Genomic DNA, 24337 nt, shown 5'->3' with positions numbered 1-24337 from the left:
AGGAGGCGGGGACCGTGCAGTTCGGAGTGTTCTCGGTGAGCGACATCACCAGGGATCCGGTGAGCGGCGAGACCCCCAGCGAGGCCGAGCGGATCGACGCGATCGTGCGGATCGCCGAGAAGGCCGAGGAGGTCGGGCTCGACGTCTTCGCGATCGGCGAGCACCACAACCCGCCGTTCTTCTCGTCCGCGCCCACCACGCTGCTGTCGCACATCGCGGCGAAGACCCAGAAGCTGATCGTCAGCACCGCGACGACGCTGATCACCACGAACGACCCGGTGCGCATCGCCGAGGAGTACGCGATGCTGCAGCACCTGTCGAAGGGCCGCATGGACCTGATGCTCGGCCGCGGCAACACCGCGCCGGTCTACCCGTGGTTCGGCGCGGACATCCGGCAGAGCCTGCCGCTGGCGCTGGAGAACTACAACCTACTGCACCGGTTGTGGCGCGAGGACGTCGTGGACTGGGAGGGCAAGTTCCGCACCCCGTTGCAGGGCTTCACCTCCACGCCGCGGCCGCTCGACGACGTGCCGCCGTTCGTGTGGCACGGCTCGATCCGCACGCCGGAGATCGCGGAGCAGGCCGCCTACTACGGCGACGGCTTCTTCGCGAACAACATCTTCTGGCCGAAGGAGCACTACATGCGGCTGATCAAGTTCTACCGGCAGCGGTACGCGCACTACGGCCACGGCACGGAGAAGCAGGCCATCGTCGGCCTGGGCGGTCAGGCGTACATCGCCAAGCGGTCGCAGGACGCGATCAGCGAGTTCCGCCCGTACTTCAACGAGGCCCCCGTCTACGGCCACGGGCCGCGGATGGAGGACTTCATGGAGCAGACGCCGCTGTCGGTCGGCAGCCCGCAGGAGGTCATCGACAAGACGCTGACCTTCCGCGAGCACTTCGGCGACTACCAGCGCCAGATGTTCCTGATGGACCACGCCGGCCTGCCGCTCAAGACGGTGCTCAACCAGCTCGACCTGCTCGGCGAGGAGGTCGTCCCGGTGCTGCGCAAGGAGATCGAGGCGCGCCAGGACCCGGAGACCGCCAAGCCGCCGACGCACACCGGTCGCGTCGAGGCCAAGTACGGCGACCAGCCCGCGCGTCAGCCGCGGCCCAACGCCAACCGGGGTGACAACGTCACGGGCGGCTCGCCGTACCAGGACGCGAGGTGACCCGTGCGAACGAGGCGTGGGAGTCCCTGATGAAGGCCTACGCCGTGCTGATGAAGCAGTTCAACGCGGAGGACGTGTGGGGCGAGCTGACCATGCGGGAGTACGACGTGCTGTACCAGCTGTCCAAGTGCGGCAGTCCGCTCAGGATGAGTGAGCTGAACCGGCACGTGCTGCTGAGCCAGCCCGCCCTGTCCCGCATGGTCGACCGCCTGGTCGACCGGGGTCTCGTCGAACGCTGCCCCGACCTCGGCGACCGCCGGGGTGTGCGCCTGTCGCTCACCCCGGCCGGCCGGGACACCCAGCGCGAGATCGGCCGCCCGCACGCCCGCAGCGTCACCCGCGCCCTGAGCGTGCTCAGCGCGGAGGAGCTCGACCAACTCGCAGTCATCACCGGCAAACTGGCCGGGAACGAGGAGAGATGACCACACAGTTCCAGCTCGTGGTGGTGTCCGCCGGCACGAGCGACCCGTCGTCCACCCGCCTGCTCGCCGACCGCGTCGCCCAGCGCGTCGCGTCGCTCGGCACGCAGAAGCAGCTGACCGTCGAGATCCGGACGGTCGAGCTGCGCGAGCTCGCCGGTGAGATCGCTACCGCGCTGGTGTCCAACCACGTCGGCGCCAAGCTGCAGCAGGCGATCACCGCGTTGCAGCACGCGGACGGCATCGTCGCGAGCACCCCCGTCTACAAGGCGGGCGCGAGCGGGCTGTTCACGTCGTTCTTCCAGCTCCTCGACAACGACCTGCTGATCGCGAAGCCCGTCGTGCTCGCCGCGACCGCCGGCACCGCCAGGCACGCGCTCGTCGTCGACGACCAGATGCGCGGACTGTTCGCCTACCTGCGCACGGTCGTCGTGCCGACGTCGCTGTTCGCCGCGACCGAGGACTGGACCGACACCGGCCTGAACAAGCGGATCGACCGCGCCGCGCTCGAACTGGTGACGCTGATGGCCGCCGGGTTCGAGAAGACCGTGCGCGACGAGTCGTGGGGCCGCTACCAGCACGAGTTCGGCAGCGCGGGCGGCACCGAGCTGTCGATCGACTTCGACTCGGACATGATGCGGCTCGCCGCGGGCGGCGGCGCCAACTAGCGAGGCAGCCGCGCGTTCCCGCCGTTCGACGGGAACGCGCCGCACCTCCGGCTACTTGGTCAGGTAGGGCTCGATGTCCTCGAACTCGGCCACCTGACGCACCTCGACCGACATCTCCTCGACGCCGGCGAAGCAGGTGATGTACTCCTGCGCGACCGCGGTCGCCTCGGCCAGGTCCGCAGCGCTGATCAGCAGGAACCCGCCGACGACCTCCTTGGCCTCGGCGAACGGGCCGTCGGTCGACCTGATCGCCGTGCCGCGCCTGCGCACGACGACGCCGACCTTCTGCACGCCCTCCGCGCCGAGCATGACACCGTCCGCCGTCAGCTTCCCGACGAAAGCGTTCATCCGCTCGATCAGCTCCGGGTTCGGCTCCCAGGACGTCGGATCGTCCTCCAGGACCCGGTGCATGAGCATGAACCGCATGTCTCTCTCCTCGTTGTCGACTGGCGGCGTTCCGACGCCGCCACCCCTGCGTCGATCGACGTCACGGAGCTTTCGACATTCTGCGCGGAACTTCCGTCAGCGCACCTGCGACACGAGGTGCCCGGCGGTCCGCAGGGCGAGCGCGGCCATCGTGAGCGACGGGTTGGACGTGCCGAGCGACGGCATGCTGCCGCACCCCACCGCGTACAGGTTGGGGTGGTCCCAGCACCGCTGCCATTCGTCCACGACGGAGTCCCGCGGCGACGTGCCCATCACGTGCGTGCCGCCGCTGTGCCCGGCGCCCCAGTACCGCAGCGGTTCGCCGCGGTGCTCGAAGTAGTGGTGGTCGTCCGGCTTGTACGCGGTGAAGTCCTCGGCGCCGAGCATCTCGAAGAGCTGGTCCGACACCCGTTTCGCGGCCAGCAGACCGTCCTTCACGTAGTCGGACAGCGCGTAGTGGACGGACGGCCGCGGGTTGCCGAGCGCGTCGAGGTCCGGTGCCAGCGTGACGCGGTTTCCGGGGTCGGCCTCCTGCTCCACCTCGATCTGCAGCGTGAACTGCCGGCCGACCCGCTCCGCCACGGCTTTCCGCAGAGCGGCACCGCGCAGTCCCGCCGCGACGAACTCCGCCGTGTCCGAACCGGGGCTGCCCGCCGACCAGCCCCAGCCCCAGTTGCCGATCTCGATGCGGAACGGTGCTCGCGCACGGCGTTCGGGACCCGACCGGAACGTCTCGATGCCGGTCGTCGAGCCGGGACCGCGGAACGGGCCGATCGCGTGCGGCATCAACGCCCACGTCAGCAGCACCGGGTGGCCCATGAGGTTGCGGCCGACCTGGTCGCTGCTGTTCGCGAGCCCGGACATCAGCAGCAGCTTGGCGTTCTCGATGGCGTGCGCGGCGAGGACGACGACGTCGGCGTCCTCCTCGTGCCGGGTGTGCGTGCCGGTCGTGTCGTCCTCGTAGTGCTGGTAGCTGACCTTGGTGATGCGGCCGGACTCGTCGGCGTGCACCCGGTTGACCACGCACCGCGTGCGCAGCTCGACGGCGGGCGACCACCGCCGCTGCGTGCGGTGGGGCGTGTACTTGGCGTTCTCCGGGCAGACCGGCACGCAGCTCGCGAACCCGGCGCAGAGGTTGCCGTCCGGGCGGTAGCCGTCGACCGGAACGCCGTTGCGCGCCTGCGGTGTTCCCACGACGAGGAGCTCGCGGCCGCCGATGCGCCGACCGTCCACAACGGACGCGATGGCGTCGTCGAGGAACGTGCGGGGCAAGGCGTGCATGGGATAGCGGTAGCCGTCGGCGACCGGGAGGTGCTGCCGTTGCTCGTCCGCGTCGGCCGCGATCCCGATCTCCCACTCCGCCGCGCGGTAGTGGGGCTCCAGGTCGTCGTAGGACAGCGGCCAGCTGCGGCCGCGGCCGAGGTCGGCGGTGTGGAAGTCGTCGGGGCGCATCCGCGGCGTGATGCCGGTCCACGCGGTGCCGGTGCCGCCGTTCATGCGCAGGTACGGGCTCGCGAGGGAGTCCGGTCCGGTGGTGACCACGTAGTCGCTCGACGGCGCGGCGACCGTGCGGCGGAACGGCACCAGCGGCGTCTTGACCAGCGCGCCGCGGTACCCGGCGACCGCGGCGTCGTGGTCGGCCTCGGCCCCCGCCTCCAGGACGAGCACGCGGAACCCGTTGTCCCCCAGCACCTTCGCGATCAGCGAGCCGGCGAACCCCGCGCCGACCACGACGGCCTTCACGCCCGGCTTCTTCCCGGTCCGCGCTCCCAGGTGCCGAAACCGGGCCCCCTGGTGCCCGGCGGCGCGACGCCCACGGCCTTCCAGGCGAGCCCTTCGGCGTAGGCGCGGGAGCTCGGCAGCGTCCCGCGCCACTCGCCGGTGTACCAGAGCTGGATGATCTCGGCCTCGGACGCGCCCGCTGCCAGCGCGCGGTACTGCTCGACCAGTCCGGTCGACGTCAGCTCTTCCGCCGAGAACCCGGTCAGCTCGGCGGACAACTCCACGAAGGCGTCCACGGGCCCATCCTCAACGGGGCACCGGCGCGCGCCAAACGATCCGGGGCAGACTCACCCGCGTGGTGGAACCTCCATCTCGCCGAGCCGCGACCAGTCGTCCTGCTCGATCGACTGGCTGACGATGCGCGGCGTCTCCGCGAGGTACTGCGGCAGTTCCAGCTGGGCCTTCTTGAAGTGCTGCGAGCCGACGTGCTCGCCGCCCGCGTCGCCGTCCCGGAACGCCTCGACCAGCACGTACTCGGTCGAGTCTGCGAGGCTGCGCGACCAGTCGAACCACAGGCAGCCCTCCTCGGCGCGGGTGGCCTCGGTGAAGCTCCTGCTGAGCTCTGGCCACGCCTCGGCGTGCTCGGGCAGGACGCGGAACTTGGCGGTGATGAAGATCAAGACAGCCTCCTCGGTGCTCTGGTCCGACCCTATGACGGGTCGGTGAGCGGGACCAGCGAGCCGTCCGCCGCCAGCGTCATCCGGCGGGGGCCGGCCTGCACCATCCGCGCCACCGCGGCGTCGAACGCCGCCGCGCGTGCGGCCTGGTCCGGGTGGGTCACGCGGAAGCCGTGCAGCACCGCGGAGGGCGGGTTCTCGGAGGTGAAGCCGAACAGTTCGGTTGCGACCGCGTCGGCGAGCCCGTTCTGGCCGTGGTCCTCGGCGTCGTGCGCGCGGACCAGCTCGCCGTCGGCGGTCCACTCGGCGAACGCGAGCCACCCGGACGTCGAGTTCTGGGCGAACACCACCAGTGGCCGGTCCCCCGCGTACTCCAGGACGTGCTCCGCCACGGGCACCGTCGCCAGCTCCTGGTCGCACACGATCGTGGCTTCCGGCAACACCGCCACGTACGTCAGCCCGTCGGCCGGATAGGCGTCCTCACACAGGTCACCGTCGTCGGCCGGGGTGATCTCGCAGCCCGGCCGCAAGGCGCGGACGACCGCCTCCGCCGCGTCCCGGTCCGGTGTCGCGCCGTTCTGCAGCGCTGCCTGGACGTCGCCGAACACCACCAGAGCCGCCTTCGCCCCCATCAGGTCCCTCCGTTCGGCCCAGCCTGCGGGGCCGGGCAACCTGCGCAATCATCGGCCACGTGCCCGAGCTGATCGACACCCGCCGCCGGAACCTGGTCGTCGCGGCCGTGCTGCTCGCCATGCTGCTGGCGGCGCTGGACCAGACGATCGTGTCCACCGCGCTGCCCACGATGGTGGCCGACCTGGGCGGCGGCGCGCACCTGTCGTGGGTGGTGACGTCGTACCTGCTCGCCGAGACGATCATGACGGTGCTGATCGGCAAGTTCGGCGACCTCTACGGGCGCAAGAGGACGTTCGTCATCAGCGTCGTGCTGTTCCTGGTCGGGTCGTTCTTCGCGGGCTGGTCGGAGTCGATGGGCACGCTGATCGCGTTCCGCGCGGTGCAGGGCCTGGGCGCGGGCGGGCTCATGGTGACCTCGACGGCGATCATCGCGGACGTCGTGCCGTTGAAGGAGCGCGGCAAGTTCCAGGGCTTCGCGGGCGCGGTGTTCGGCATCGCGACGGTCGCGGGACCGTTGCTGGGCGGGCTGTTCGTCGACCACCTGAGCTGGCGCTGGGCGTTCTACGTGAACATCCCGCTCGGCATCGCCGTGGTCCTCGTCGCGCTGGCCGCCCTGCCGACCATCAGGACCGACGCCCGGCCTCGAATCGACTACGCGGGCATCGCGCTGATCGCTCTCGCCGCCACCGGGTTGACGCTGGTCACGAGCTGGGGCGGCACCGAGTACCCGTGGACGTCGCCGACGATCCTGGGGATGGCGGCCGGGTCGGTCGTGCTGCTGGTGGCGTTCGTGCTCGTGGAACAGCGCGCGGCCGAGCCGATGCTGCCGATGAGGCTGTTCCGCAGCCGGGTGTTCACGGTGTCGGGCATCCTGAGCTTCGTCGTCGGGTTCGCGATGCTCGGCGGCATCACGTACCTGCCGATCTACCTGCAGTACGTGCGCGGCGAGTCGGCCACGTCGTCCGGCCTGTGGATGCTGCCGCTGATCGCCGGGCTGATGGCCACCGCGCTGCTCACCGGCAACACGATCAGCCGCACCGGCAGGTACCGGATCTTCCCGCTCCTCGGCTCGGTCGGGCTGTCGGCCGGCCTGTTCCTGCTGTCCTTCCTGGACGCCTCGACGAGCTACCTCGTGATGGGCGCGTTCATGGCCGTGCTCGGCGCGGGCATCGGCCTGGTGATGCAGGTGCCGGTGATCGTCGTGCAGAGCACCACGAACTACGGCGACCTCGGCGTCGCGACGTCCGGCATCAGCTTCCTGCGCACGATGGGCAGCTCGTTCGGCGTGGCGATCTTCGGCACGATCTACGCCAACCAGCTCCCGAAGCACCTGGTCGTCCCGCCCGGCGTGGACCCGCGCGCCATCGCGAGCCCCGCCGCCGTGCACGCGCTGCCGGAGGCGGTGAAGCTGCCGATCGTCACCGGCTACGCCGAGACCGTGCAGACGATGTTCCTGATCGCCGCCCCGATCGGCCTGGTCGCGCTGGCCGTGGCGTTCTTCCTGCCGCAGGTGCAGCTGCGCGACACCTCGCGTGCCTCCGCGACCGGCAACAGCGGCGTCGGCGAGAGCTTCGCGGCGCCGCCGTCCAACTCCTACGACGAGCTGCGCAAGCTCGTGTCCACGGTGGTCTCGAAGTCGGCCGTCGACCCCGGCCCGGCGGTGCTCCGGCGGTCAGGCGTGGCCCTGCCGCTGGAACAGGCGTGGCTGCTCGGGCGCGTGTACAAGGCGTCGACGGACGACGGCGTCGCCACGCTCACCGAGATCGCCGAGATGACCTCCGTCCCCGGCGGCATCTTCGAGCCCACCGCGCAGGCCCTCGTCCGGTCGGGACACCTGGCCTACAACGACGACGGCTACCGGTTCACCGACCGGGGCACCGAGGTCTTCACGCAGCTCGTGCGGGCGTGGCGGCAGTGGCTGCTCGAACAGCTGCAGGACTGGCACGAGCCGGACCAGCGCGACTTCGCGCTGGCGCTCGACTCGTTCACCGACGAGCTGATCGAGAGCAGCCGGCAGATGAGCCGGGTCTAGCCGGGGGTTCACCTCCGGTTCACCGGTTGTCCCGCTGACCAGCGGCTTTCCGCCGCGAAAGATCACCCGAGCGGACCAGGGCGGCGGCGTGCCTCCACATGCGACCCTGGGTTCGTGAGCACCACCCGGATCGGGTCGTTCAACGTGGAGAACATGTTCGAGCGCCCCAAGGTCATGGGCCGCAACGCCACCCGGCACGCGGCCCCGATCCTGGCCGCCCACGCCCGGTTCAACGAGCTCATCGCCGCCGAGTCCTACACCCCCGAGGTCAAGGAAGAGCTCAAGGAACACCTGACGACGTTGGAACTCCTGCGCAGTGATCGCAGCAAGTACGCGGTCCTGCGCCGCATCCGCGGCCGCTTCCTCGCCCGCCACCGCACCGGTGAAACCTCTGTGGTGGCAAGCGGTCGCGAGTCGTGGGTCGGCTGGGTCGAGCTCACGACCGAACCCATCAGCGAGCTCGCGACCCGCCACACCGCGCAGGTGATGCGCGACGTCGGCGCCCACGTCCTCGGCGTCGTCGAGGCGGAGTCGCGCGAGCTGCTGCACATGTTCTCCGCCAGCATGCTCAAGCACGTCGGCTGGACCCCGTACGAGGAGGTCCACCTGATCGACGGCAACGACGAGCGCGGCATCAACGTGGGCTTGCTGACCCGCGACGCGCACGAGGTCATCACGATCCGCACGCACGTGTACGCGCGGGACAAGTCCGGCGTGATCTTCTCCCGCGACTGCGCCGAGTACCACGTCCGCACGCCCGCGGGCCCCGAGGTCGTCGTGCTGGTGAACCACCTGAAGTCCAAGGGTTACGGCGCACCGGGCGACCCGATCGGCGCCCGCCGCCGCTTCCGCCAGGCGGTGCGCATCGCCCGCATCGTGAACCGCCTGCGCGACGAGGGCCACGAGCACATCGCCGTGGTCGGCGACCTGAACGACACGGCCGACAGCGAGGCGCTGCGCCCGTTGTTCCAGCGCACCGGCCTGCGCGACATCAGCGAGCACGAGAGCTTCGACTGGGACCACCGCCTCGGCACGTACCGGGGCGTGAACGAGAAGGGCAAGATCGACTACGTCCTGCTCACCCCGCCGCTGTTCGCCAAGGCGGTCGGCGGCGGCGTCTTCCGCAAGGGCGTGTGGCGCGGCCCGCGCACCAAGAACCGTTGGGACGTCTACGAAACCATGACCAGCGAGGTGCACGCGGCAAGCGACCACGCCGCCATCTACGCCGACATCGACTGGAGCCACTAGATCAGCTCGACCGTCACCTCGATGACGTCGCCGGGCTCCACGTCGTTCTTCTTGCGCACAGCGGCTTTCACCGGCAGGACGTAACAGCCGGACTGCTTGTCGGGGAAGACCGAGGTGGACCAGGTGCTGGCGCCGACACCGGCCCGGACCTTGACGGACCCGAAGCCGGCGCCGGGCGTGGCGACGTCGCGGATCTGGTCCGAGACGTCCTCGGGCAGCGTCACGAAGGTCCAGGTGTCCAGGCGGCGGGCGTCCCAGAGCCACAGTTCCGCGTCGAAGACGAACATCGACCCATTCTCACAGAGGTACCCCTTCCGGTCGTCCTGCGTTTCAGACGGTCACGCCGGGTACTCGATTCCTCGTGAACAAGCACAGACGAGTGCCGAGCACTCCCCCGTTGGAGTGACGAACGCCACCGACCAAATCGGTCGGTTTACCTACCGAACCGGTCGGTAAACGGCGTAAAGTCGGCGACATGCCACGACCGCTCAGGGCCGGAGTCGACGAGAAGATCCTCGACGCCGCCGCCGCTCTCTTCGCGCGGCACGGCTTCGAGCAGACCTCGCTCAAGACGCTCGCCGACGCCGTCGGCCTGTCCAAGGCCGGCCTGCTGCACCACTTCCCGAGCAAAGACGCTCTCTTCGACGCCGCGTGGGAGCAGAGCCGGGTCATCTGCCGGCACGTGCTCGAGCTGGTCGGCGACATGCCGGCCGGGCCCGCGCGCGAACGGCGGTCGATCGAGCTGCTCACCGACTACGCGCTGGACCGGCCGGGCATGGTCGCGCTGCTGTTCCGGTCGATGACGGCGCCCGGTGAGGACCCGCAGCAGGCTCAGGACGAGCTGCTGCTGAACGAGATGTTCGTCATCGAGCCCGAAAAAGAGCTCGGCCGCGCCATCCGGATCGTCGGCGCGCTCAGCGCCATGGCCGTGCTCACCCTCCTGGCCAACCAGGAGAACGGTGACAAGACGACGTGGCGCCCCCTGATCCTCGCTACCTGTTACGACGCACTCGGGCACCGGGAGGCCTGACCACCATGGCGAAACTGCTCTACAGACTGGGAAGGGGTGCCCACCGGCACCGCCTCCTGGTCGTCCTGATCTGGCTGCTCGTGCTCGTCGGCTCCGGCATCGGCGCCTTCACGCTGGGCGGTGAGACGTCGAACTCGATGTCCATCCCCGGCCAGGAGTCGACGACCGCGCTCGAGCGCATCCAGGAGAAGTTCGGCTCGGGTGAGACCGCCACGGCGCGCGTCGTCATGAAGGCGCCCGAGGGGCAGAAGCTGCCGCAGCACGTCAAGGCGATCACCGACCTGGTGGCCGACGAGTCCGCGCTGAAGGGCGTGCGGTCGGCGACGAACCCGCTCGACCCGGCGGCGCCCAGCGTCAACAAGGACGTCGAGGTCGGCTACAGCACCGTCACCTACGACGTGAAGCCCGGTGAGGTCACCGACGAGCAGCGCGCCGAGCTCACCAAGGCCGTCGACAAGGCCCGCGCGGCCGGTCTGACCGTCGAGGTCGGCGGCACCGCGATGCAGGAGACGCCGCACGTCGGCGGACCCACCGAGGCCGTCGGTGTCGTGCTGGCGCTGGTCGTGCTCGCGCTGACCTACGGCTCGCTCGTGACGGCCGGCATGAACCTGCTCAGCGCCGCGATCGGCGTCGGCATCGGCACGCTCGGCATCACCATCGCGACCGGGTTCATGGACCTGCAGTCGACCACGCCGATCCTCGCCTCGATGCTGGGTCTCGCGGTCGGCATCGACTACGCGCTGTTCATCATCAACCGCTACCGCCAGGAGCTGCGCCGAGGCTCGGACGTCGGCCACGCCGTCGCCACCGCGGTGGGCACGGCGGGGTCCGCGGTCGTCACCGCCGGCCTCACCGTCGTCATCGCGCTCGTGGGCCTCGCGATCGCCGGAATCCCGTTCCTCACGCAGATGGGCGTCTCGGCCGCGGCCACGATCGTCGTCGCCGTGCTGATCGCCATCACCCTGGTCCCCGCGGTGCTGGCCATGCTCGGCCGCCGCGTGCTGACCCGCAAGGAGCGCTCCGCCGCGAGCATCGAACCGAAGGACCGCGGCGTCATCCGCGGCTGGGGCGGCGCGATCACCCGCAACCGCGTGGTCGCCCTGCTGCTCTCGGTCGTGGCACTGGGCATCGTCTCGATCCCGGTGGCGTCCATGGACACCACGCTGATCCAGAGGCCGCCGACGGGTTCCACCCAGGAACGCGCCGACCAGCTCCTCGCGCAGGGCTTCGGCGAGGGCTTCAACGGCCCGATCATCGTGCTCGTCGAGGGCGACGGCGCCGCCGCGACCGCCACCAAGGCCGCCGAGCCGCTCGCGAAGCTGAACGACGTCGCCCTGGTGACGCCGGCCCAGCCGAGCCAGGACGGCAAGTCGGCGATGGTCACGGTCATCCCGAAGTCCGGCCCGGACAGCACGGAGACCGAACAGCTGGTCGCCGACCTGCGCGCCGAACTGTCCGACCTGGACGGCGGCAAGGCCTACGTCACCGGCGCCACCGCCGTGAGCGTCGACGTGGCCACCTCCCTCGACCGCGCCCTGCCGATCTACCTGGCCGTGGTCGTGGGCCTGGCCCTGGTCCTGCTGATCCTGGTGTTCCGCTCACTGCTCGTCCCGGTCGTGGGCGTCCTGGGCTTCCTGCTCACCATCGGCTCCTCGCTGGGCGCGACCGTGGCGGTGTTCCAGTGGGGCTGGCTGGCCGACGCGGTCAACCTGGACACCACGGGCCCGCTGATCAGCCTCACCCCGATCCTGGTGATCGGCATCCTGTTCGGCCTGGCCATGGACTACCAGATCTTCCTGGTGTCCCGCATGCACGAGGCACACCACCGAGGCGCCAAGCCGATCGAGTCCATCACCACGGGCTTCCGCCAGGCAGCACCGGTGGTCGTGGCGGCCGCACTGATCATGTTCTCCGTCTTCGCCGGCTTCGTCCCGGCAGGCGAGGCGACGGTGAAGTCGATCGCCTTCGCCCTGGCGGTGGGCATCTTCGTGGACGCCTTCGTGGTCCGCATGGTCCTGGTCCCGGCCGCCCTCGCCCTGCTGGGCGAACGTGCCTGGTGGCTGCCGAAGTGGCTGCGCTGGCTGCCCGAGCTGGACGTGGAGGGCACCGCCCTGGACGACCTCTCGCCGAAGGACGACAAGCGGGAGCCGGTCACGGTCAGCTAATCCGCAGATCCCACAGGTTCGCCCTCACCCGCGATGCGGGTGGGGGCGGACCTGTTCTCGCCGACAGAAACGGAGGGCCGGGCCAGGCGGCGGGCGGCAGGGGCGGAGATACGGGCGCGCCCGCCAACGGCGAAGCCGAGGCCCCAAGCGATGCCGAAGGCGAGCAGTAACAACCCCCGCACTTCCAACCGCGATGCCGAAGGCGAGCCGTCTTCCCTGACGCCGATGGGTAGCGGTGCACCCACTCGTTTTTTGCGATTGGGGCTTGACTTTGGGTGCGAGGTGCTACCACTCGTGGATCGGCCGGTTGCGGAGCATCCGGCCTTTTCCGGCCGACCAAGCGCCTCGCAAGGGCCCCGAAGTCAAGCCCCAATCGCAATCGTCGCGGAGCGGCGATGTACATCAGTCTTTCGTCCGAGGTGCACGCCCACGCTGGAACAGGAACCCGACCGCAATGGCGACCACGCTGGAACGGAACCTGTCTCGACCAAGGTGACCACGCTGGAACTCAGGCCACACACCCGGCAGACGGCACCGACGAACCACTCTCCACCATCAACCGCCGAACCCACCGAGCCACAGTGCGAGGCGGCGGCTCCACAGCGCCCCCAAGCCGTGCCACCTCGGTCAGCTCCACCCCACCAGGAGCCTCGACAGCGACAGCCCACCCCACCCCGGCACTCCACAGCAGAGCGACGTCCAGCCCCGGATGCCCGGGAAGCTCCCCGTCGACAGCGATGTACACCCGCAACGGCTTCTCCCGGTCCACACACGAGGACTCGCCGGAAAGACCCAGTTCGCGCGTGACCCGCAGCGCGTAGTCCAGCTCCACCGCCATCAAGTCGCACCGCCCTCCGTACACCGGGTAGCAGCGCCGACTGTTTGACGCAGAGCGCGGTTACCCCGGTGGGCGGAACGCAAACTTCCGCTGCCGCCGAACCTGCCGATGTGGATATCGTCAGCAGGGACCGCGAGGAGGCGCTCAGTGGGACTTCGCAGCGAGCAGTGGTACGCCGGTGACGACCGCAACGCCTACATCCACCGCGCCTGGATGCGCCGCGGTGAACCCGACGACGCCTTCCGCAGGCCGCAGATCGCCATCGCCAACTCCGCGAGCGACCTCACGCCGTGCAACGCGCACCTGAACGAGGTGTCCGCCTCCGTCGCCAACGGCGTGCGCGAGGCGGGCGGCATCCCGTTGAACCTGCCCGTGGTGTCGCTGGGCGAGACGAACGTCCGGCCGACCGCGATGCTGTGGCGCAACATGGCCGCGATGGCGACCGAGGAGATGTTGCGCGCCAACCCGGTCGACGGCGTGGTGCTGCTCGGCGGGTGCGACAAGACGATCCCGGCGCTGCTGATGGCCGCGGCGTCGGTCGACATCCCGGCGGTCGTGGTGCCGGGCGGGCCGATGCTGACCGGCACGTTCCGCGGGGTGCCGCTGGGCTGCGGCACGGACGTGTGGCGGCTGTCGGAGGAGGTGCGTGCCGGAACGCTGTCGCAGGCGCAGTTCCTGCGGTCGGAGTCGGCGATGATCCGCAGCCGCGGCCACTGCAACACGATGGGCACGGCGTCGACGATGGCGCTGGTCGCGGAGGCGCTGGGCACGGTCGTGCCCGGGGTGGCGGGCACGCCGGCGCCGGACAGCAGGCTGCTGGAGGCCTCGCACGGCACCGGGCGGCTCGCGGTCGAGCTCGTGGACAAGGACCGGCGGCCCAGCACGTTCCTCACGAAGGCCAACTTCCACAACGCGATCGTCGCCCTGGCCGCGATCGGCGGGTCGACCAACGCGGTGGTGCACCTGCTCGCGATCGCCGGGCGTCTCGGCGTGGACCTGACCCTCGACGACTTCGACCGCATCGGCTCCGGCGTGCCGCTGCTGGTCGACCTCCAGCCGGCCGGCCGGTTCCTGATGGAGGACTTCCACCGCGCGGGCGGGCTGCTGGCCGTGCTGCGGGAGGTGCGCGACCTGCTCGACCCCGAGGCGTTGTCCGTCACGGGGACCCCGCTCGTCGACCACCTCGACGACGCGCCGATCTGGGACCCCGAGGTGATCAGGAGTCGCGAGCTGCCGATCATCGCCGAGGGCGGGATCGCGGTGCTGCGCGGCAACCTGGCGCCGTCGGGGGCGCTGATCAAACCGGCCGCCGCGTCCGCACACCTGTTGCAGCACCGGGGAAAGGCCGTGGTGTTCGACAGCATCGAGGACTTCCACGCGCGCGTCGACGACCCCGATCTCGACGTGGACGCCGACTCGGTGCTGGTGCTGCGCGGCTGCGGGCCGCGCGGGTACCCCGGGATGCCGGAGGTGTCGAACATGCCGCTGCCCAAGAAGCTGCTGGAGCAGGGCGTGCGCGACATGGTGCGGATCTGCGACGGGCGCATGAGCGGCACCGCGTACGGCACGGTGGTCCTGCACGTGGCGCCGGAAGCGGCGGCGGGCGGGCCGCTCGGGCTCGTCCGCACGGGTGACGTCATCGTGCTGGACGTGGAGAACCGGCGGATCGACGTGGAGGCGCCGGACTTCCTCGACCGCACGCCCAGCGCGGCGATGGCGGCGGCGTTCGCGGCACCGCGGCGCGGCTGGGAACGGCTCTACATCGACCACGTGCTGGGCGCCGACACCGGCGCGGACCTGGACTTCCTGACCGGGTCCAGCGGCAGCGAGGTCACGCGCGAGTCGCACTGACGGGCCGGCGACGCGGCGCTGAAGCCCAGGACACCCCCGAGAAACCCGGCCAGCACCCGGATCGCGGGGGTACTCCGAGCACGACCCTGGCGACCACGCCTCCCCGATCCCCCGGAGGAAAGTCAGCGCGGTCGCCTCAGCTCAGGGGCCGTTTCAGTGCGAATGCTCGTGCTGCTCCACGTGATCCGAGTCGTGCACGTGGGTGTGCGTGTGCTCCTCGCCGCCGTGCGAGTGCGTGTGCTCGTGCTCAACGTGATCGTGCTCGTGCTCGCCGTGCGGGTGCGTGTGGGTCTCGTCGCCGTGGCTGTGCTCGTGGGAGTGCACTCCGTTGGTCATGACCTCGACTCTGGCATGAGTCCGGCTTGAGTGCATAGATGCAACCTCTTGCCTGTTGCAAGTTGCTTGCTGTTAGCTGCAGCTGGCAACACGGACTTCTGGGGAGGAACTGGATGCGGCGCGCCCTCGTGCTGACCGTCGTCCTGCTCGCGGGGTGCTCTTCCCCCGACGGCGCGACGACCGGCTCGGCGACCTCCATCGTGATCGGCGCGGGAAGTGAGCCGGAGAACCTGAACCCCGTGCTCGGCTACGCGCCCGACGGTGCCGCGAAGATCTTTGACGGCCTGGTCGCGCGGGACGCCTCACTGGCGCTCAAGCCCGCTCTCGCCGCCGAGCTGCCCACGGCGTCCGCGGACGGCCTGAAGTGGACGGCCAAGCTGCGCAAGGACATCTCGTTCTCCGACGGGACGCCGTTGACCGCGCAGGACGTCGTGTTCACCTACAAGTCCGTGCTGGACAAGAAGGTGAACTCCACGATCGCCTCGCGGTTCGACGCGGTGACCGACGTCGTGGCCGCCGACGAGCACACCGTCGAGTTCACGCTCTCCTACCCGTACGCGCCGTTCGCCCAGCAGCTCGCGCTCGGCATCGTGCCCGCGGCGAAGCTGTCCGGTGCCGACATCAACACCGCGCCGTTCAACACCGCCCCCGTCGGCACCGGTCCGTACACCGTCGCGGAGTGGCGCAAGGGCGACCGGATGGTGTTGAAGGCCAACGAGAAGTACTGGGGCGGCGCGCCCGCGATCAAGTCCGTGACGGTCGTCTTCGTGCCGGACGACAACGCCCGTGCGACCCGGATGGCCGCCGGCGAGTTCGACGGCACCGTGCTGCCGCCCAAGCTCGCCAGGACCTACCGCGACAGATCGGGCTACAAGATCGTGCAGAACCCGTCGGCCGACTACCGCGGCATCGGCATTCCGGCGGAGCTGCCCTTCACCTCCAGCGCGGAGGTACGGCGCGCGATCAACCTCGGCCTCAACCGCCAGGCCATGATCGACGCCGTGCTGGCGGGCTCCGGCAAGCCCGCGTCCACGCCGATCTCGCCGTACCTGAAGGACTGGTACGACGAGGGTTCCGCGTTCCCCTACGACGTCGCCGAGGCGGAGAAGCTGCTCGACGGGGCGGGCTGGCGCAAGGGTGCCGACGGCAAGCGCGCGAAGGACGGCCAACCGGCCCGGCTGCCCGTGCTCTACCCGGCGCCGGACGTGCTGCGCAAGGAACTGGCGCTCGCCGCCGCGTCCGACATCGCGAAGCTCGGCATCGACGCCCCGGTCGAGGCCACGACGTTCGACGTGATGCTGCAACGTCGTCGCGAGGCCGCCGCGGTCTGGGGTGGCGGCGACCCGTACGACCCGGACACGGCGGCGTACACGTTGCTGCACAGCAAGTACGCGGGCCAGGACGGGTACGTGAACATGACGCTGTACCGGAACTCCACTGTGGACTCCGCACTCGACACCGCGCGCCGCAGCCTCGACCCGGCCGCGCGCAGGCAGGCCTACGCCGACTTCCAGAAGGCGTACGCGGCCGATCCCGGCTGGGCGTTCCTGGTGTTCCTGGACCACACGTACGTCCTGCGCGACAGGTGGAACGGCCAGGAGACCCAGGTCGAACCGCACGACCACGGGCTGGTGCACGCGGTGTGGTGGAACCTCGAGCGCTGGACGCCGAAGTCGTGACCCGCGGCAAGGCGATCGGCCGGTTGGCGCTGCGCCGCCTGGCCTTCGCGGTCCCGGTCCTGCTCGTGGTCAGCTTCGCGCTCTTCGTCCTCGCCAAGGCCTCCCCCTTCGACCCCGTCGAGCGCTACTTCGGCGTCCGGATCATCGGCGCCTCCCCCGAGCGCGTGGCCCAGCTGCGCGCGAACTGGGGTGTCGACGAACCCGTCGTCGCGCAGTACTGGGCCTGGCTGCGGCACGCCGTCGCGGGCGACCTCGGCGACTCGTTGTCGTTGCAGCAACCCGTGTCCGCCGTGATCGGCGACCGTCTCGGGTGGACGGTGCTGCTCGTGTCCGTCGGCTTCGCGCTGGCCCTGCTGCTCGGGCTGCTGCTCGGCACGGTCGCGGCGTGGTTGCAGGGGTCGTGGCTCGACCGGCTGGTCACGGGCGGCTGCTACGCCCTGGAGGCCGCGCCGGTGTTCTGGGTCGGGCTGGCCGTGCTGTACGTGTTCGCGTTGCAGCTGCGGTGGCTGCCCGGCGGTGGCGTGACGACCGGGTCCGACCCGGTGTCCGTCGGCGGCGTGGCCGCGCACATGGTGCTGCCGGTGGCGGTGCTGGCGATCTCGCAGGCGCCGTGGTTCGTGCTGTTCGTGCGGCAGAACCTGCTGGAGTCGTTCACGCAGGACCACGTGATCGGTGCGCGGGCGCGCGGGCTGTCCGACCGCCGGGTCGTGTCCGGGCACGCCCTGCGCACCTCGCTGCTGCCCTTCCTCACCCTGCTGGGCGCGCGGCTGCCCGAGCTGATCACCGGAGCGTTGCTGGTGGAAACCGTGTTCTCGTGGCCGGGCATCGCGCGGGCGACCGTCGAGGCGGCGTTGAACGTCGACTTCGCGCTGCTCGGCGCGCTGACCGTGATGGCGACCGGCGTCGTGCTGCTGGGCAACCTGCTGGCCGACGTCCTGTACGCGCTGGCCGACCCGAGGGTGGCGCTCGATGGCTGAGCTGACCTGGCGGCCCGCGCCGCGCAGCCGTCTCACCGCGGCGAGCCCTCCCCGCGCGCCGAAGTGGCGGCTGCTGCCGTCCGCGACGATCCTCGCGGTCGTCGCGCTCACGGTCCTGGTCGTCCCGCTGGTCGTGGAGCTCAACGAGCAGTACGTCGACCTCGCGATCGCCAACCGGCCGCCGAGCGCGGCACACCTCTTCGGCACCGACGAACTGGGCCGCGACGTGCTGCTGCGCTGCGTCTACGCCCTGCGGGTGTCGCTCACGGTCGGCGTGGTCGCGGCGGTGATCTCCGCAGTCGTCGGCACGGCGGTCGGCGCGCTCGCGGGGTCGGTCGGCGGCTGGTTCGACCGGCTGCTGATGCGGCTGGTCGACGCCATCGCGTCGGTCCCCCACCTGCTGCTGGGCATCGTGATCGTCGCCGTGCTGCGGCCGAGCCTCACCGCCGTGATCATCTCGATCGCGCTGACCCACTGGCTCACCGCCGCGCGGATCGTGCGCTCCGAGGTGCTGTCGCTCAAGACCCGGCCGTTCATCGACGCGGCGATCGTCGGTGGCGCGTCCCGGCTCCAGGTCCTGACCAGGCACCTGCTGCCGAACGTCGCCCCGCAGGTCCTGCTCGCGACGACGCTGATGGTGCCGCACGCCGTGTGGCACGAGACGGCGCTGTCGTTCCTCGGCCTCGGCCTGCCCCCGCACGCGGCCAGCATCGGCAACATGATCAACGACGCCCAGCGGTCGCTGCTCGTCGGCGGCTGGTGGATGTCGCTCGCGCCCGGCCTGCTGCTGGTCGTCACGACGCTCGCGGTGTCCGGCGTCAGCGGCGTGTGGCGGGACCGGCTCAACCCCAAGCGGCGCACGGAGCTGACGTGGTGAACCTGGAGATCGACCGGGTGTCGGTGCGGTTCGCGCTCAAAGGCGCGACGGTCGAGGCGGTCAACGACGTGTCCCTGCGGATCCGGCCCGGCGAGTGCGTCGCGCTGGTCGGTGAGAGCGGCTGCGGCAAGACGGTGCTGGCGAGCGCCCTGCTCGGGTTCCTCCCGGGCAACGCCGAGACCAGCGGCAACGCCCGGCTCGGCGACATCGACCTGCTCGCGGCGACCGACCACGAGCTCGCGACGACGATTCGCGGCCGGCAGATCGGGCTGATCCCGCAGAGCCCGGCCAGCCACCTCACGCCCGTCCGCACCGCCCGGTCGCAACTGGAGGAGGCCGCGAAGGTCCTCGGCGGTGACGCGGCCGAGGCGGCGAGGAGGGCGGGCCTCGAACCCGAGCACCTCGACCGCTACCCGCACGAGCTGTCCGGCGGCATGGCCCAGCGCGTCGCGAACGCGTTGGCGCTGGTGGGAGACCCGTGGCTGCTCATCGCCGACGAACCGACGACCGGTCTCGACCGCGACCTCGTGGACGGGCTGCTCGACGAGTTCCGCCGGCTGGTCGACGACGGGCACGCCGTCCTGCTGATCACCCACGACCTCGCCGCCGCGCACAAGATCGCCGACCGGATCGCCGTCATGTACGCGGGACGGATCGTCGAGATCGGCCCGGCGCACGAGGTGCTCGACCACGCCAGGCACCCCTACGCCCGCGGCCTCGCCAACGCCCTGCCGGACCGGGACTTCCTCCCGGTCCCCGGCCAGCCGCCCCTGCTCACGAACCTGCCGGACGGCTGCGCGTTCGCCCCGCGCTGCGACCAGGCCACCGCGATCTGCGAGGAACGCCCCGTGCTGACCGACGACCCGCACGCCGTCGCGTGCCACCGCCCGTGCTGACCGGGACCGGCATCACCGCCGGCTACCGGCACCCGGTGGTCACCGACGTCAGCCTGACCGTCCGGCCGGGACAGACGGTCGGTCTCGCCGGGCCCAGCGGCTCGGGGAAGTCCACCGTGGCGCGCGTGCTCGCGCTGCTGCACAAGCCGTTCGCCGGCACCGTCGAGATCGACGGCGAGACGGTCACCGGGTTCCGCTTCAAGGCCGCCCAGCGCACCAAGATCGGTGTGCTGTTCCAGCAGCCGAGGCTCTCGGTCGACCCGCGGTTCACCCTCCGGCAGGCCATCGCGGAGCCGGGCGGCGACCGCGTCGAGGAGCTCGCCGACCTCGTCATGCTCACCGGCGACCTGCTCGGCCGCAGACCGCACGAGGTGAGCGACGGCCAGTTGCAACGCGCCTGCCTCGCCCGCGCGCTCGCACTGGACCCGCGCTACCTGATCTGCGACGAGATGACGACGATGCTGGACGCCTCGACGACCGCCGCGCTGGTCGGCGTGATCCGCGCCTACCAGGACCGCACCGGCGCGGGCGTGCTCGCGATCTCGCACGACGCCACGCTGCTGACCAGGTGGGCCGACGAGACGGTCAGACTTTCAGCACCGCTTCCACGATGACGTTGTCGCGATAGCTGCCCGCGACCCGGTCGAAGTCGCCGCCGCACGTCACCAGCCGCAGCTCCGACAACGGCGTCGGCGCGTACACGACGGCCGTCGGGAACGCGGTCTTCTCCGTCGAGTAACTGCTGGTCACGACGAACGTGAGCGTGCTGCCGTCCTTGCGCTCGACGAGCACCTCGGCGCCGGGCTTGAGCTCAGGCAGCCGGAAGAACACCCCCGGCCCGGTCTTGGAGTCGACGTGCCCCGCGATCACCGCCGGCCCGGTGTCCCCCGGCGCGACGCCCTTGGCGTACCACCCGGCCTCGTCCGCACGCGTGGGCGGCTCCAGCACCCCGGCGGAGTCGACCGCCAGGTCCTCGAGCTTCGTCTCGACCCCGATGGACGGGATGCGCACGGTCACCGGCTCCGGCGCCTCGTCCGCTCCCGGCCCCTTGACGATGTAGACCAGCGCGACGAGCACCGCGGTGCCCATCAGGAGCTTGCCCTTGGCCATCAGCCGAACCGGAAGAGCCTGCCGCGCACCGAGTACATCGCGACGCCCACGATGAGCGCGATGACCAGCGCGGTGAGCCAGTCCCAGCCGCCCGCCATGCCGCCGAACCCGGTCTCCTGCCCGCCGCCCGGCACGACCTCGGCGGCCTTGGCGTCGGTCCGCAGCTCGATCCGCCGCGTGCTGACCAGCAACGAGTAGACGGCACCGGCCTCGGTGGGCGCCTCCAGCCTCGTCGGCTCCTTGCCGCGCTGCAGCACCTCCAGCGCGTCCGACCCGGCGTCCAGGGTGACGTAGCCGGTCGTGGAGTTCGCCTGCACGGCGCGGTGCACGGCGACACCGCCGCGCACGACGTCCAGCTCGGCGTCACCGCCGTTGATCACCCGCAGCCGCGCCTTCCCGCTGGGCGGCAGGCTGACGTCGTCCTCCAGCACCTTCATGGAGGAGGCGATGTCGATGGTCGTGTACGCCTTCCCTGGGCTCGCGATCACGAGCACGGACCGCAGCACCGGGCTGCCGGGATCGGACCCGGCCGTGCGGAGCTCGACGGTGTGCTCCCCCGGTTCGATGCGCCGGTACTCGTAGAGGTCCGCGTAGTCCAGGGTGCCGAGCTTCACCCCGTCGAGTGACGCGTCGACACGGGACTGGTCCGTCGAGAAGTGGCCGAGCCTCACGTACGTGCCGGAGGCGGCGTGTGCGGGCGTGGCCGAGAGCAGCAGCAACAGCACGACAGCGAGCACTCGCACGCGGGACCTCCTCTCACCGGACGTGGACAACGATAACTCGCCTGATCACAGTGCGGTGAGCGTCGGGCGGCCGCCGAGGTGGGCCACGGTGTCCCCGGACGCCCTGACCGCGAGGCGTGCGGCCTCCTCTGACCCGTCGCCACGCGTGAGGGCGAACGTCAGCGCCGCCACGAACGCGTCACCTCCACCGGTCGTGTCGACCACCTCGACGTCCCCCAGCGGCAGCACGAGGTCGCCGGACTCCCACACGACCACGTTGCCGACGTCGTCCACGGCGAACGCCACCAGACCGGGACCTGCCGCCAGCACCTCGCGGGCCGCCTCCACCGCGTCGTCGGCGGTCTTGATCGTCCGGCCGGCCAGCAGCTCGGCCTCGCGGTGGTCGGCGCGCACCACGTCGGCGCACGCGAGCAGTTCGTCCCGCAACCGCGCCGGTGAACCGTCCAGGACCACCCGGCCCCGCGCCGCTCGTGCAGCGGTAAGCGCGACCTCGGGCGGTTGCTGCAGCTGCACGACCACGGTCGCCGCACGCGCGATGAGGTCCAACGGCAGGTCGTCCTCCCGCAGCAGCACGGCGTCCGGCAGGTGCTCCAGGTACCGCCAGCCGTCGGCGACCAGGTCGATGATCAGACCCGTCTCGGTGTCCGGCCGGCGCACGACGGCGTCGGTGGCGATCCCGTCCGCGGCGGCCCGCGCGATCAGCCGCGCGCCGAGGTCGTCGTCCCCGACCACGCCGACGAGCGCGACCGGGGCGCCCAGCTGGGCGAGACCGACGGCGATGTTCGCGCCCTTGCCACCCAGCATCTCCCGGCGCTCCCGCACGGGCGTCGTGCCGCCGGGGCCGGGCACCTCGTCGACGACGAGGACCAGGTCCCGCGCGAGCTGCCCCACCACGACGATGTCGTCCACACCGCTGGGCTACCCAATCGGCGACCGATCAACTCCGCGAAAAGCGGTCGGTGACGTCGAGCCCGTCGGGCAGCACCTCGAAGAGGTCGACGGGCGTCCGCTGCGAGACCATCTCGCTGCGGTGCAAGCGCTTGAGGCGGTCGCGCGCGACGACGACCTGCTGGCTCGGCCCCGTCAGCACCAGCACGGGCACCGCGCCCTGGGCGACGTGCGCGGCGACGCGGTCGGCGTTGCCCCGGCCGAACTTCAGCACCTTCCCGTAGCGCACGAGGTACAGCAGCGTCGCCTCGCCGCGTGAGTGCTTGAGCCGCTGCACCTCGCCCGTGTCGTCGTTGCGGCCCCACGTGCCGTGCGACTTCGTCAGCCACCGGAACCCGGTCCACGGCAGGCCGTGCACGTCGGTGGCGAGCACCGTCCAGCCGGGCTGGAAGTACTTGGCCAGGCGGACCTTCACCGTCGTCGCGGCGATCAGCTCGGAGCTCTCCCGCCAGGTGCCGTCGAGCTCCAGCCGGTGCGCGATCCGCTGCACCGCCGGGTCCGGCACGGACCTGTCGTCCAGGCACACCAGGCACCGCGTGCGCGAGCCGACGCCGCAGGACCGTGCGACACCGCACCAGCCGCACTGCAGGATCCGCACGGACGCGCCGCCCGGCCGGTCGTGCAGGACCTTCATCTGGTCCGCCACCACGTCCAGGCACGGCGCGCACAACCCGCACCACGCGACCTCGGTGACCTCCTTGCGCGGCAACCGGGTCATGCAGTTGATGCACTGCTTCACTTCGCCCTCCCCGGCGGGAAAGCCTATTCCAGTGCCCTCCTCAGGCGCGAGGAGACAAGTGCGTGACGCGGGTCCGTCGCGGGGAGCAACCGGTGCAGCCGTTCGAGCACCTCGGCGTCCTCCCCGCTGTCCGCGAACGCCAGCAGCGCGTCGAGGTCGCCCCGCTCCAGCACGCCCCTGCGCACCGCGGCCGCGAGGTCCAGCCGTTCCTCGCGGACCAGCGGAGCGTCCGACCGGGCCAGCAGCTCGCCGCTGTAGCGCCGGGTCGCCCCGCCCGCGTCGCCCGACCGCAGCGCCGTCCGCACGTCCAGGAAGTCGCCGCGCACCACGGCGTCGAGCCGGTACGGCCTCGTCAGCAGGACACCGCCGAGCTGGGCGCGCAGCCGGTGCAGCTCCGCGCGGACCGTCGTCGGGTTCCCGCGCTCGCCGTAGAGCAGCAACGCGAGCTGCTCTGCCGTGAGTCCCCTGGGGTGCAACGCGAGCGCCGTCAGCACCTCGGCGTTGCGCAACGTCAGCGCCAGCGACCGGCCGTCGAGGTCGGCGTGCAGCCCGCCGAGGAAGTTCAGGGTGAGCACGTGCCGGCGCGGCGCGAACTGCTTGAGGTGGTGCTGGGCCAGTTGGGCGGCCGCGGACACGAGCTGGGCGACGGCCGGGTGCATGGTCTTGAGCGGCCCGCTGACGTCGACGACGCCGAGCACCACACCCGTGTGGGGGTCGGTGATGGGGCTCGCCGCGCAGGTCCACCCATGGTACGTGCGCACCAGGTGCTCGCGGGAGTGGACGGTGACGGGCCGGCCGGTCGCGAGCGCCGTGCCCATCGCGTTCGTGCCGATGGCGTCCTCGCTCCAGCGCGCGCCCTCGGTGAGGTGGACGCGTTCGGCCTTGTGCCGGACCTGGTTGTCGCCCTCGCACCACAGGACGTGCCCGCGGGTGTCGGTGACGATCATGATCGTGTCGTCCATCGACAGCGTGTGCGTCAGCAGCGGCACGGTCTCGGCCAGCGGGTGCGTCCCGCGCAGGTCGGCGACCTCGTCGGGGGCGTACACGACCGGCGCCTCGTGGCGGTCGGGGTCGACGTGCGCGGCGAGGGAGCGCCGCCACGACTCGAAGATCTCCGGACGCGCGGCACCCAGCTCCACTGGGTCCATCGG

General features: G+C 71.0%; 26 protein-coding genes. 13 read left to right on the top strand and 13 right to left on the bottom strand.

Features of this window, described 5'->3' with window-relative positions:
• Positions 1-14: 14 nt before the first annotated feature.
• The 3 genes from ACFWV3_RS11695 to ACFWV3_RS11685 are packed head-to-tail and all read left to right on the top strand — an operon-like array spanning position 15 to position 2259.
• Positions 15-1172, top strand: coding sequence for an LLM class flavin-dependent oxidoreductase (locus ACFWV3_RS11695; protein WP_382410938.1), 1158 nt, complete (start codon positions 15-17; stop codon positions 1170-1172).
• Complete coding sequence (locus ACFWV3_RS11690; protein WP_382410936.1) at positions 1169-1594, top strand: MarR family winged helix-turn-helix transcriptional regulator; 426 nt, start codon at positions 1169-1171, stop codon at positions 1592-1594. The genes ACFWV3_RS11695 and ACFWV3_RS11690 overlap by 4 nt, the downstream gene beginning before the upstream one ends.
• Positions 1591-2259 (top strand): CE1759 family FMN reductase, encoded by a 669-nt coding sequence (locus ACFWV3_RS11685; protein ID WP_382410934.1) that lies wholly within the window; start codon positions 1591-1593, stop codon positions 2257-2259. The genes ACFWV3_RS11690 and ACFWV3_RS11685 overlap by 4 nt, the downstream gene beginning before the upstream one ends.
• 51 nt (positions 2260-2310) lie before the next feature.
• On the opposite strand, the gene ACFWV3_RS11680 is transcribed toward ACFWV3_RS11685, so the two are convergent.
• The 5 genes from ACFWV3_RS11680 to ACFWV3_RS11660 all read right to left on the bottom strand — a co-directional run bounded on the left by ACFWV3_RS11680 (position 2311) and on the right by ACFWV3_RS11660 (position 5716).
• Positions 2311-2685 (bottom strand): YciI family protein, encoded by a 375-nt coding sequence (locus tag ACFWV3_RS11680; RefSeq protein WP_382410932.1) that lies wholly within the window; start codon positions 2683-2685, stop codon positions 2311-2313.
• 96 nt (positions 2686-2781) lie between these two features.
• Complete coding sequence (locus ACFWV3_RS11675; protein ID WP_382410930.1) at positions 2782-4428, bottom strand: GMC family oxidoreductase; 1647 nt, start codon at positions 4426-4428, stop codon at positions 2782-2784.
• Positions 4425-4703 carry a hypothetical protein gene (locus tag ACFWV3_RS11670; protein ID WP_382410928.1) on the bottom strand — a complete coding sequence of 93 codons (279 nt, stop codon included), beginning with the start codon at positions 4701-4703 and terminating at the stop codon, positions 4425-4427. The genes ACFWV3_RS11675 and ACFWV3_RS11670 overlap by 4 nt, the downstream gene beginning before the upstream one ends.
• A gap of 51 nt (positions 4704-4754) precedes the next feature.
• The gene (locus ACFWV3_RS11665) at positions 4755-5087 is read right to left on the bottom strand and encodes a putative quinol monooxygenase (protein WP_382410926.1); all 333 of its coding nucleotides are present in this window, start codon (positions 5085-5087) and stop codon (positions 4755-4757) included.
• Between the two features lie 29 nt (positions 5088-5116).
• Positions 5117-5716, bottom strand: coding sequence for a DUF6928 family protein (locus tag ACFWV3_RS11660; RefSeq protein ID WP_382410924.1), 600 nt, complete (start codon positions 5714-5716; stop codon positions 5117-5119).
• Between the two features lie 59 nt (positions 5717-5775).
• Here ACFWV3_RS11660 and ACFWV3_RS11655 point away from each other — a divergent pair, with 59 nt between their 5' ends.
• Both ACFWV3_RS11655 and ACFWV3_RS11650 read left to right on the top strand, forming a co-directional pair.
• Positions 5776-7749: an MDR family MFS transporter gene (locus ACFWV3_RS11655; RefSeq protein ID WP_382410922.1), complete on the top strand. Its 1974-nt coding sequence runs from the start codon at positions 5776-5778 to the stop codon at positions 7747-7749.
• A gap of 114 nt (positions 7750-7863) precedes the next feature.
• Entirely contained in the window at positions 7864-8997 is a 1134-nt protein-coding gene (locus ACFWV3_RS11650) for an endonuclease/exonuclease/phosphatase family protein (RefSeq protein ID WP_382410920.1), read from the top strand.
• Here the strand turns inward: ACFWV3_RS11650 and ACFWV3_RS11645 are convergent.
• Positions 8994-9284 (bottom strand): DUF1905 domain-containing protein, encoded by a 291-nt coding sequence (locus tag ACFWV3_RS11645; RefSeq protein WP_382410918.1) that lies wholly within the window; start codon positions 9282-9284, stop codon positions 8994-8996. The genes ACFWV3_RS11650 and ACFWV3_RS11645 overlap by 4 nt on opposite strands.
• Positions 9285-9472: 188 nt before the next feature.
• Between ACFWV3_RS11645 and ACFWV3_RS11640 the strand changes: the two genes are divergently transcribed.
• Positions 9473-10027, top strand: coding sequence for a TetR/AcrR family transcriptional regulator (locus ACFWV3_RS11640; protein WP_382410916.1), 555 nt, complete (start codon positions 9473-9475; stop codon positions 10025-10027).
• A gap of 5 nt (positions 10028-10032) precedes the next feature.
• On the top strand, positions 10033-12192 hold the full coding sequence (locus ACFWV3_RS11635; protein ID WP_382410914.1) for an MMPL family transporter: 2160 nt from the start codon (positions 10033-10035) through the stop codon (positions 12190-12192).
• A gap of 508 nt (positions 12193-12700) precedes the next feature.
• On the opposite strand, the gene ACFWV3_RS11630 is transcribed toward ACFWV3_RS11635, so the two are convergent.
• On the bottom strand, positions 12701-13030 hold the full coding sequence (locus ACFWV3_RS11630; protein ID WP_382410912.1) for a DUF6292 family protein: 330 nt from the start codon (positions 13028-13030) through the stop codon (positions 12701-12703).
• A gap of 147 nt (positions 13031-13177) precedes the next feature.
• Between ACFWV3_RS11630 and ACFWV3_RS11625 the strand changes: the two genes are divergently transcribed.
• On the top strand, positions 13178-14881 hold the full coding sequence (locus ACFWV3_RS11625) for a dihydroxy-acid dehydratase (RefSeq protein ID WP_382410910.1): 1704 nt from the start codon (positions 13178-13180) through the stop codon (positions 14879-14881).
• A gap of 153 nt (positions 14882-15034) precedes the next feature.
• On the opposite strand, the gene ACFWV3_RS11620 is transcribed toward ACFWV3_RS11625, so the two are convergent.
• On the bottom strand, positions 15035-15217 hold the full coding sequence (locus tag ACFWV3_RS11620; RefSeq protein WP_382410908.1) for a zinc transporter Slc39a7: 183 nt from the start codon (positions 15215-15217) through the stop codon (positions 15035-15037).
• Between the two features lie 113 nt (positions 15218-15330).
• Here ACFWV3_RS11620 and ACFWV3_RS11615 point away from each other — a divergent pair, with 113 nt between their 5' ends.
• From ACFWV3_RS11615 to ACFWV3_RS11595, 5 genes are read left to right on the top strand one after another with little or no spacing between them, the layout of a single operon-like run.
• Positions 15331-16896 (top strand): ABC transporter substrate-binding protein, encoded by a 1566-nt coding sequence (locus ACFWV3_RS11615; RefSeq protein ID WP_382410906.1) that lies wholly within the window; start codon positions 15331-15333, stop codon positions 16894-16896.
• On the top strand, positions 16860-17873 hold the full coding sequence (locus tag ACFWV3_RS11610; RefSeq protein ID WP_382410904.1) for an ABC transporter permease: 1014 nt from the start codon (positions 16860-16862) through the stop codon (positions 17871-17873). The genes ACFWV3_RS11615 and ACFWV3_RS11610 overlap by 37 nt, the downstream gene beginning before the upstream one ends.
• Positions 17866-18750 carry an ABC transporter permease gene (locus ACFWV3_RS11605; protein WP_382410902.1) on the top strand — a complete coding sequence of 295 codons (885 nt, stop codon included), beginning with the start codon at positions 17866-17868 and terminating at the stop codon, positions 18748-18750. The genes ACFWV3_RS11610 and ACFWV3_RS11605 overlap by 8 nt, the downstream gene beginning before the upstream one ends.
• Positions 18744-19646, top strand: a complete 903-nt coding sequence (locus tag ACFWV3_RS11600) for an ABC transporter ATP-binding protein (RefSeq protein WP_382410900.1) — start codon at positions 18744-18746, stop codon at positions 19644-19646. The genes ACFWV3_RS11605 and ACFWV3_RS11600 overlap by 7 nt, the downstream gene beginning before the upstream one ends.
• Positions 19640-20260, top strand: coding sequence for an ABC transporter ATP-binding protein (locus ACFWV3_RS11595; protein WP_382410898.1), 621 nt, complete (start codon positions 19640-19642; stop codon positions 20258-20260). The genes ACFWV3_RS11600 and ACFWV3_RS11595 overlap by 7 nt, the downstream gene beginning before the upstream one ends.
• On the opposite strand, the gene ACFWV3_RS11590 is transcribed toward ACFWV3_RS11595, so the two are convergent.
• Genes ACFWV3_RS11590 through ACFWV3_RS11570 form a run of 5 tightly spaced genes read right to left on the bottom strand, consistent with a single transcriptional unit; the run spans position 20232 to position 24334 of the window.
• Positions 20232-20756 (bottom strand): class F sortase, encoded by a 525-nt coding sequence (locus tag ACFWV3_RS11590; protein WP_382410896.1) that lies wholly within the window; start codon positions 20754-20756, stop codon positions 20232-20234. The two genes, ACFWV3_RS11595 and ACFWV3_RS11590, sit on opposite strands and share 29 nt — an antisense overlap.
• Positions 20756-21499 (bottom strand): DUF4397 domain-containing protein, encoded by a 744-nt coding sequence (locus ACFWV3_RS11585; RefSeq protein WP_382410894.1) that lies wholly within the window; start codon positions 21497-21499, stop codon positions 20756-20758. Before ACFWV3_RS11585 ends, ACFWV3_RS11590 begins: the two co-directional genes overlap by 1 nt.
• A 45-nt stretch (positions 21500-21544) precedes the next feature.
• Positions 21545-22408, bottom strand: a complete 864-nt coding sequence (locus tag ACFWV3_RS11580; protein WP_382410892.1) for a PfkB family carbohydrate kinase — start codon at positions 22406-22408, stop codon at positions 21545-21547.
• Positions 22409-22436: 28 nt separating this feature from the next.
• Entirely contained in the window at positions 22437-23186 is a 750-nt protein-coding gene (locus ACFWV3_RS11575; RefSeq protein WP_382410890.1) for a hypothetical protein, read from the bottom strand.
• 23 nt (positions 23187-23209) lie between these two features.
• Positions 23210-24334 (bottom strand): GAF domain-containing protein, encoded by a 1125-nt coding sequence (locus ACFWV3_RS11570; protein WP_382410888.1) that lies wholly within the window; start codon positions 24332-24334, stop codon positions 23210-23212.
• Positions 24335-24337 lie beyond the last annotated feature (3 nt).

Source organism: Lentzea sp. NPDC059081, from assembly GCF_042738015.1.
GTDB lineage: Bacteria > Actinomycetota > Actinomycetes > Mycobacteriales > Pseudonocardiaceae > Lentzea.
This window is presented reverse-complemented; position numbering and strand designations above follow the sequence as displayed.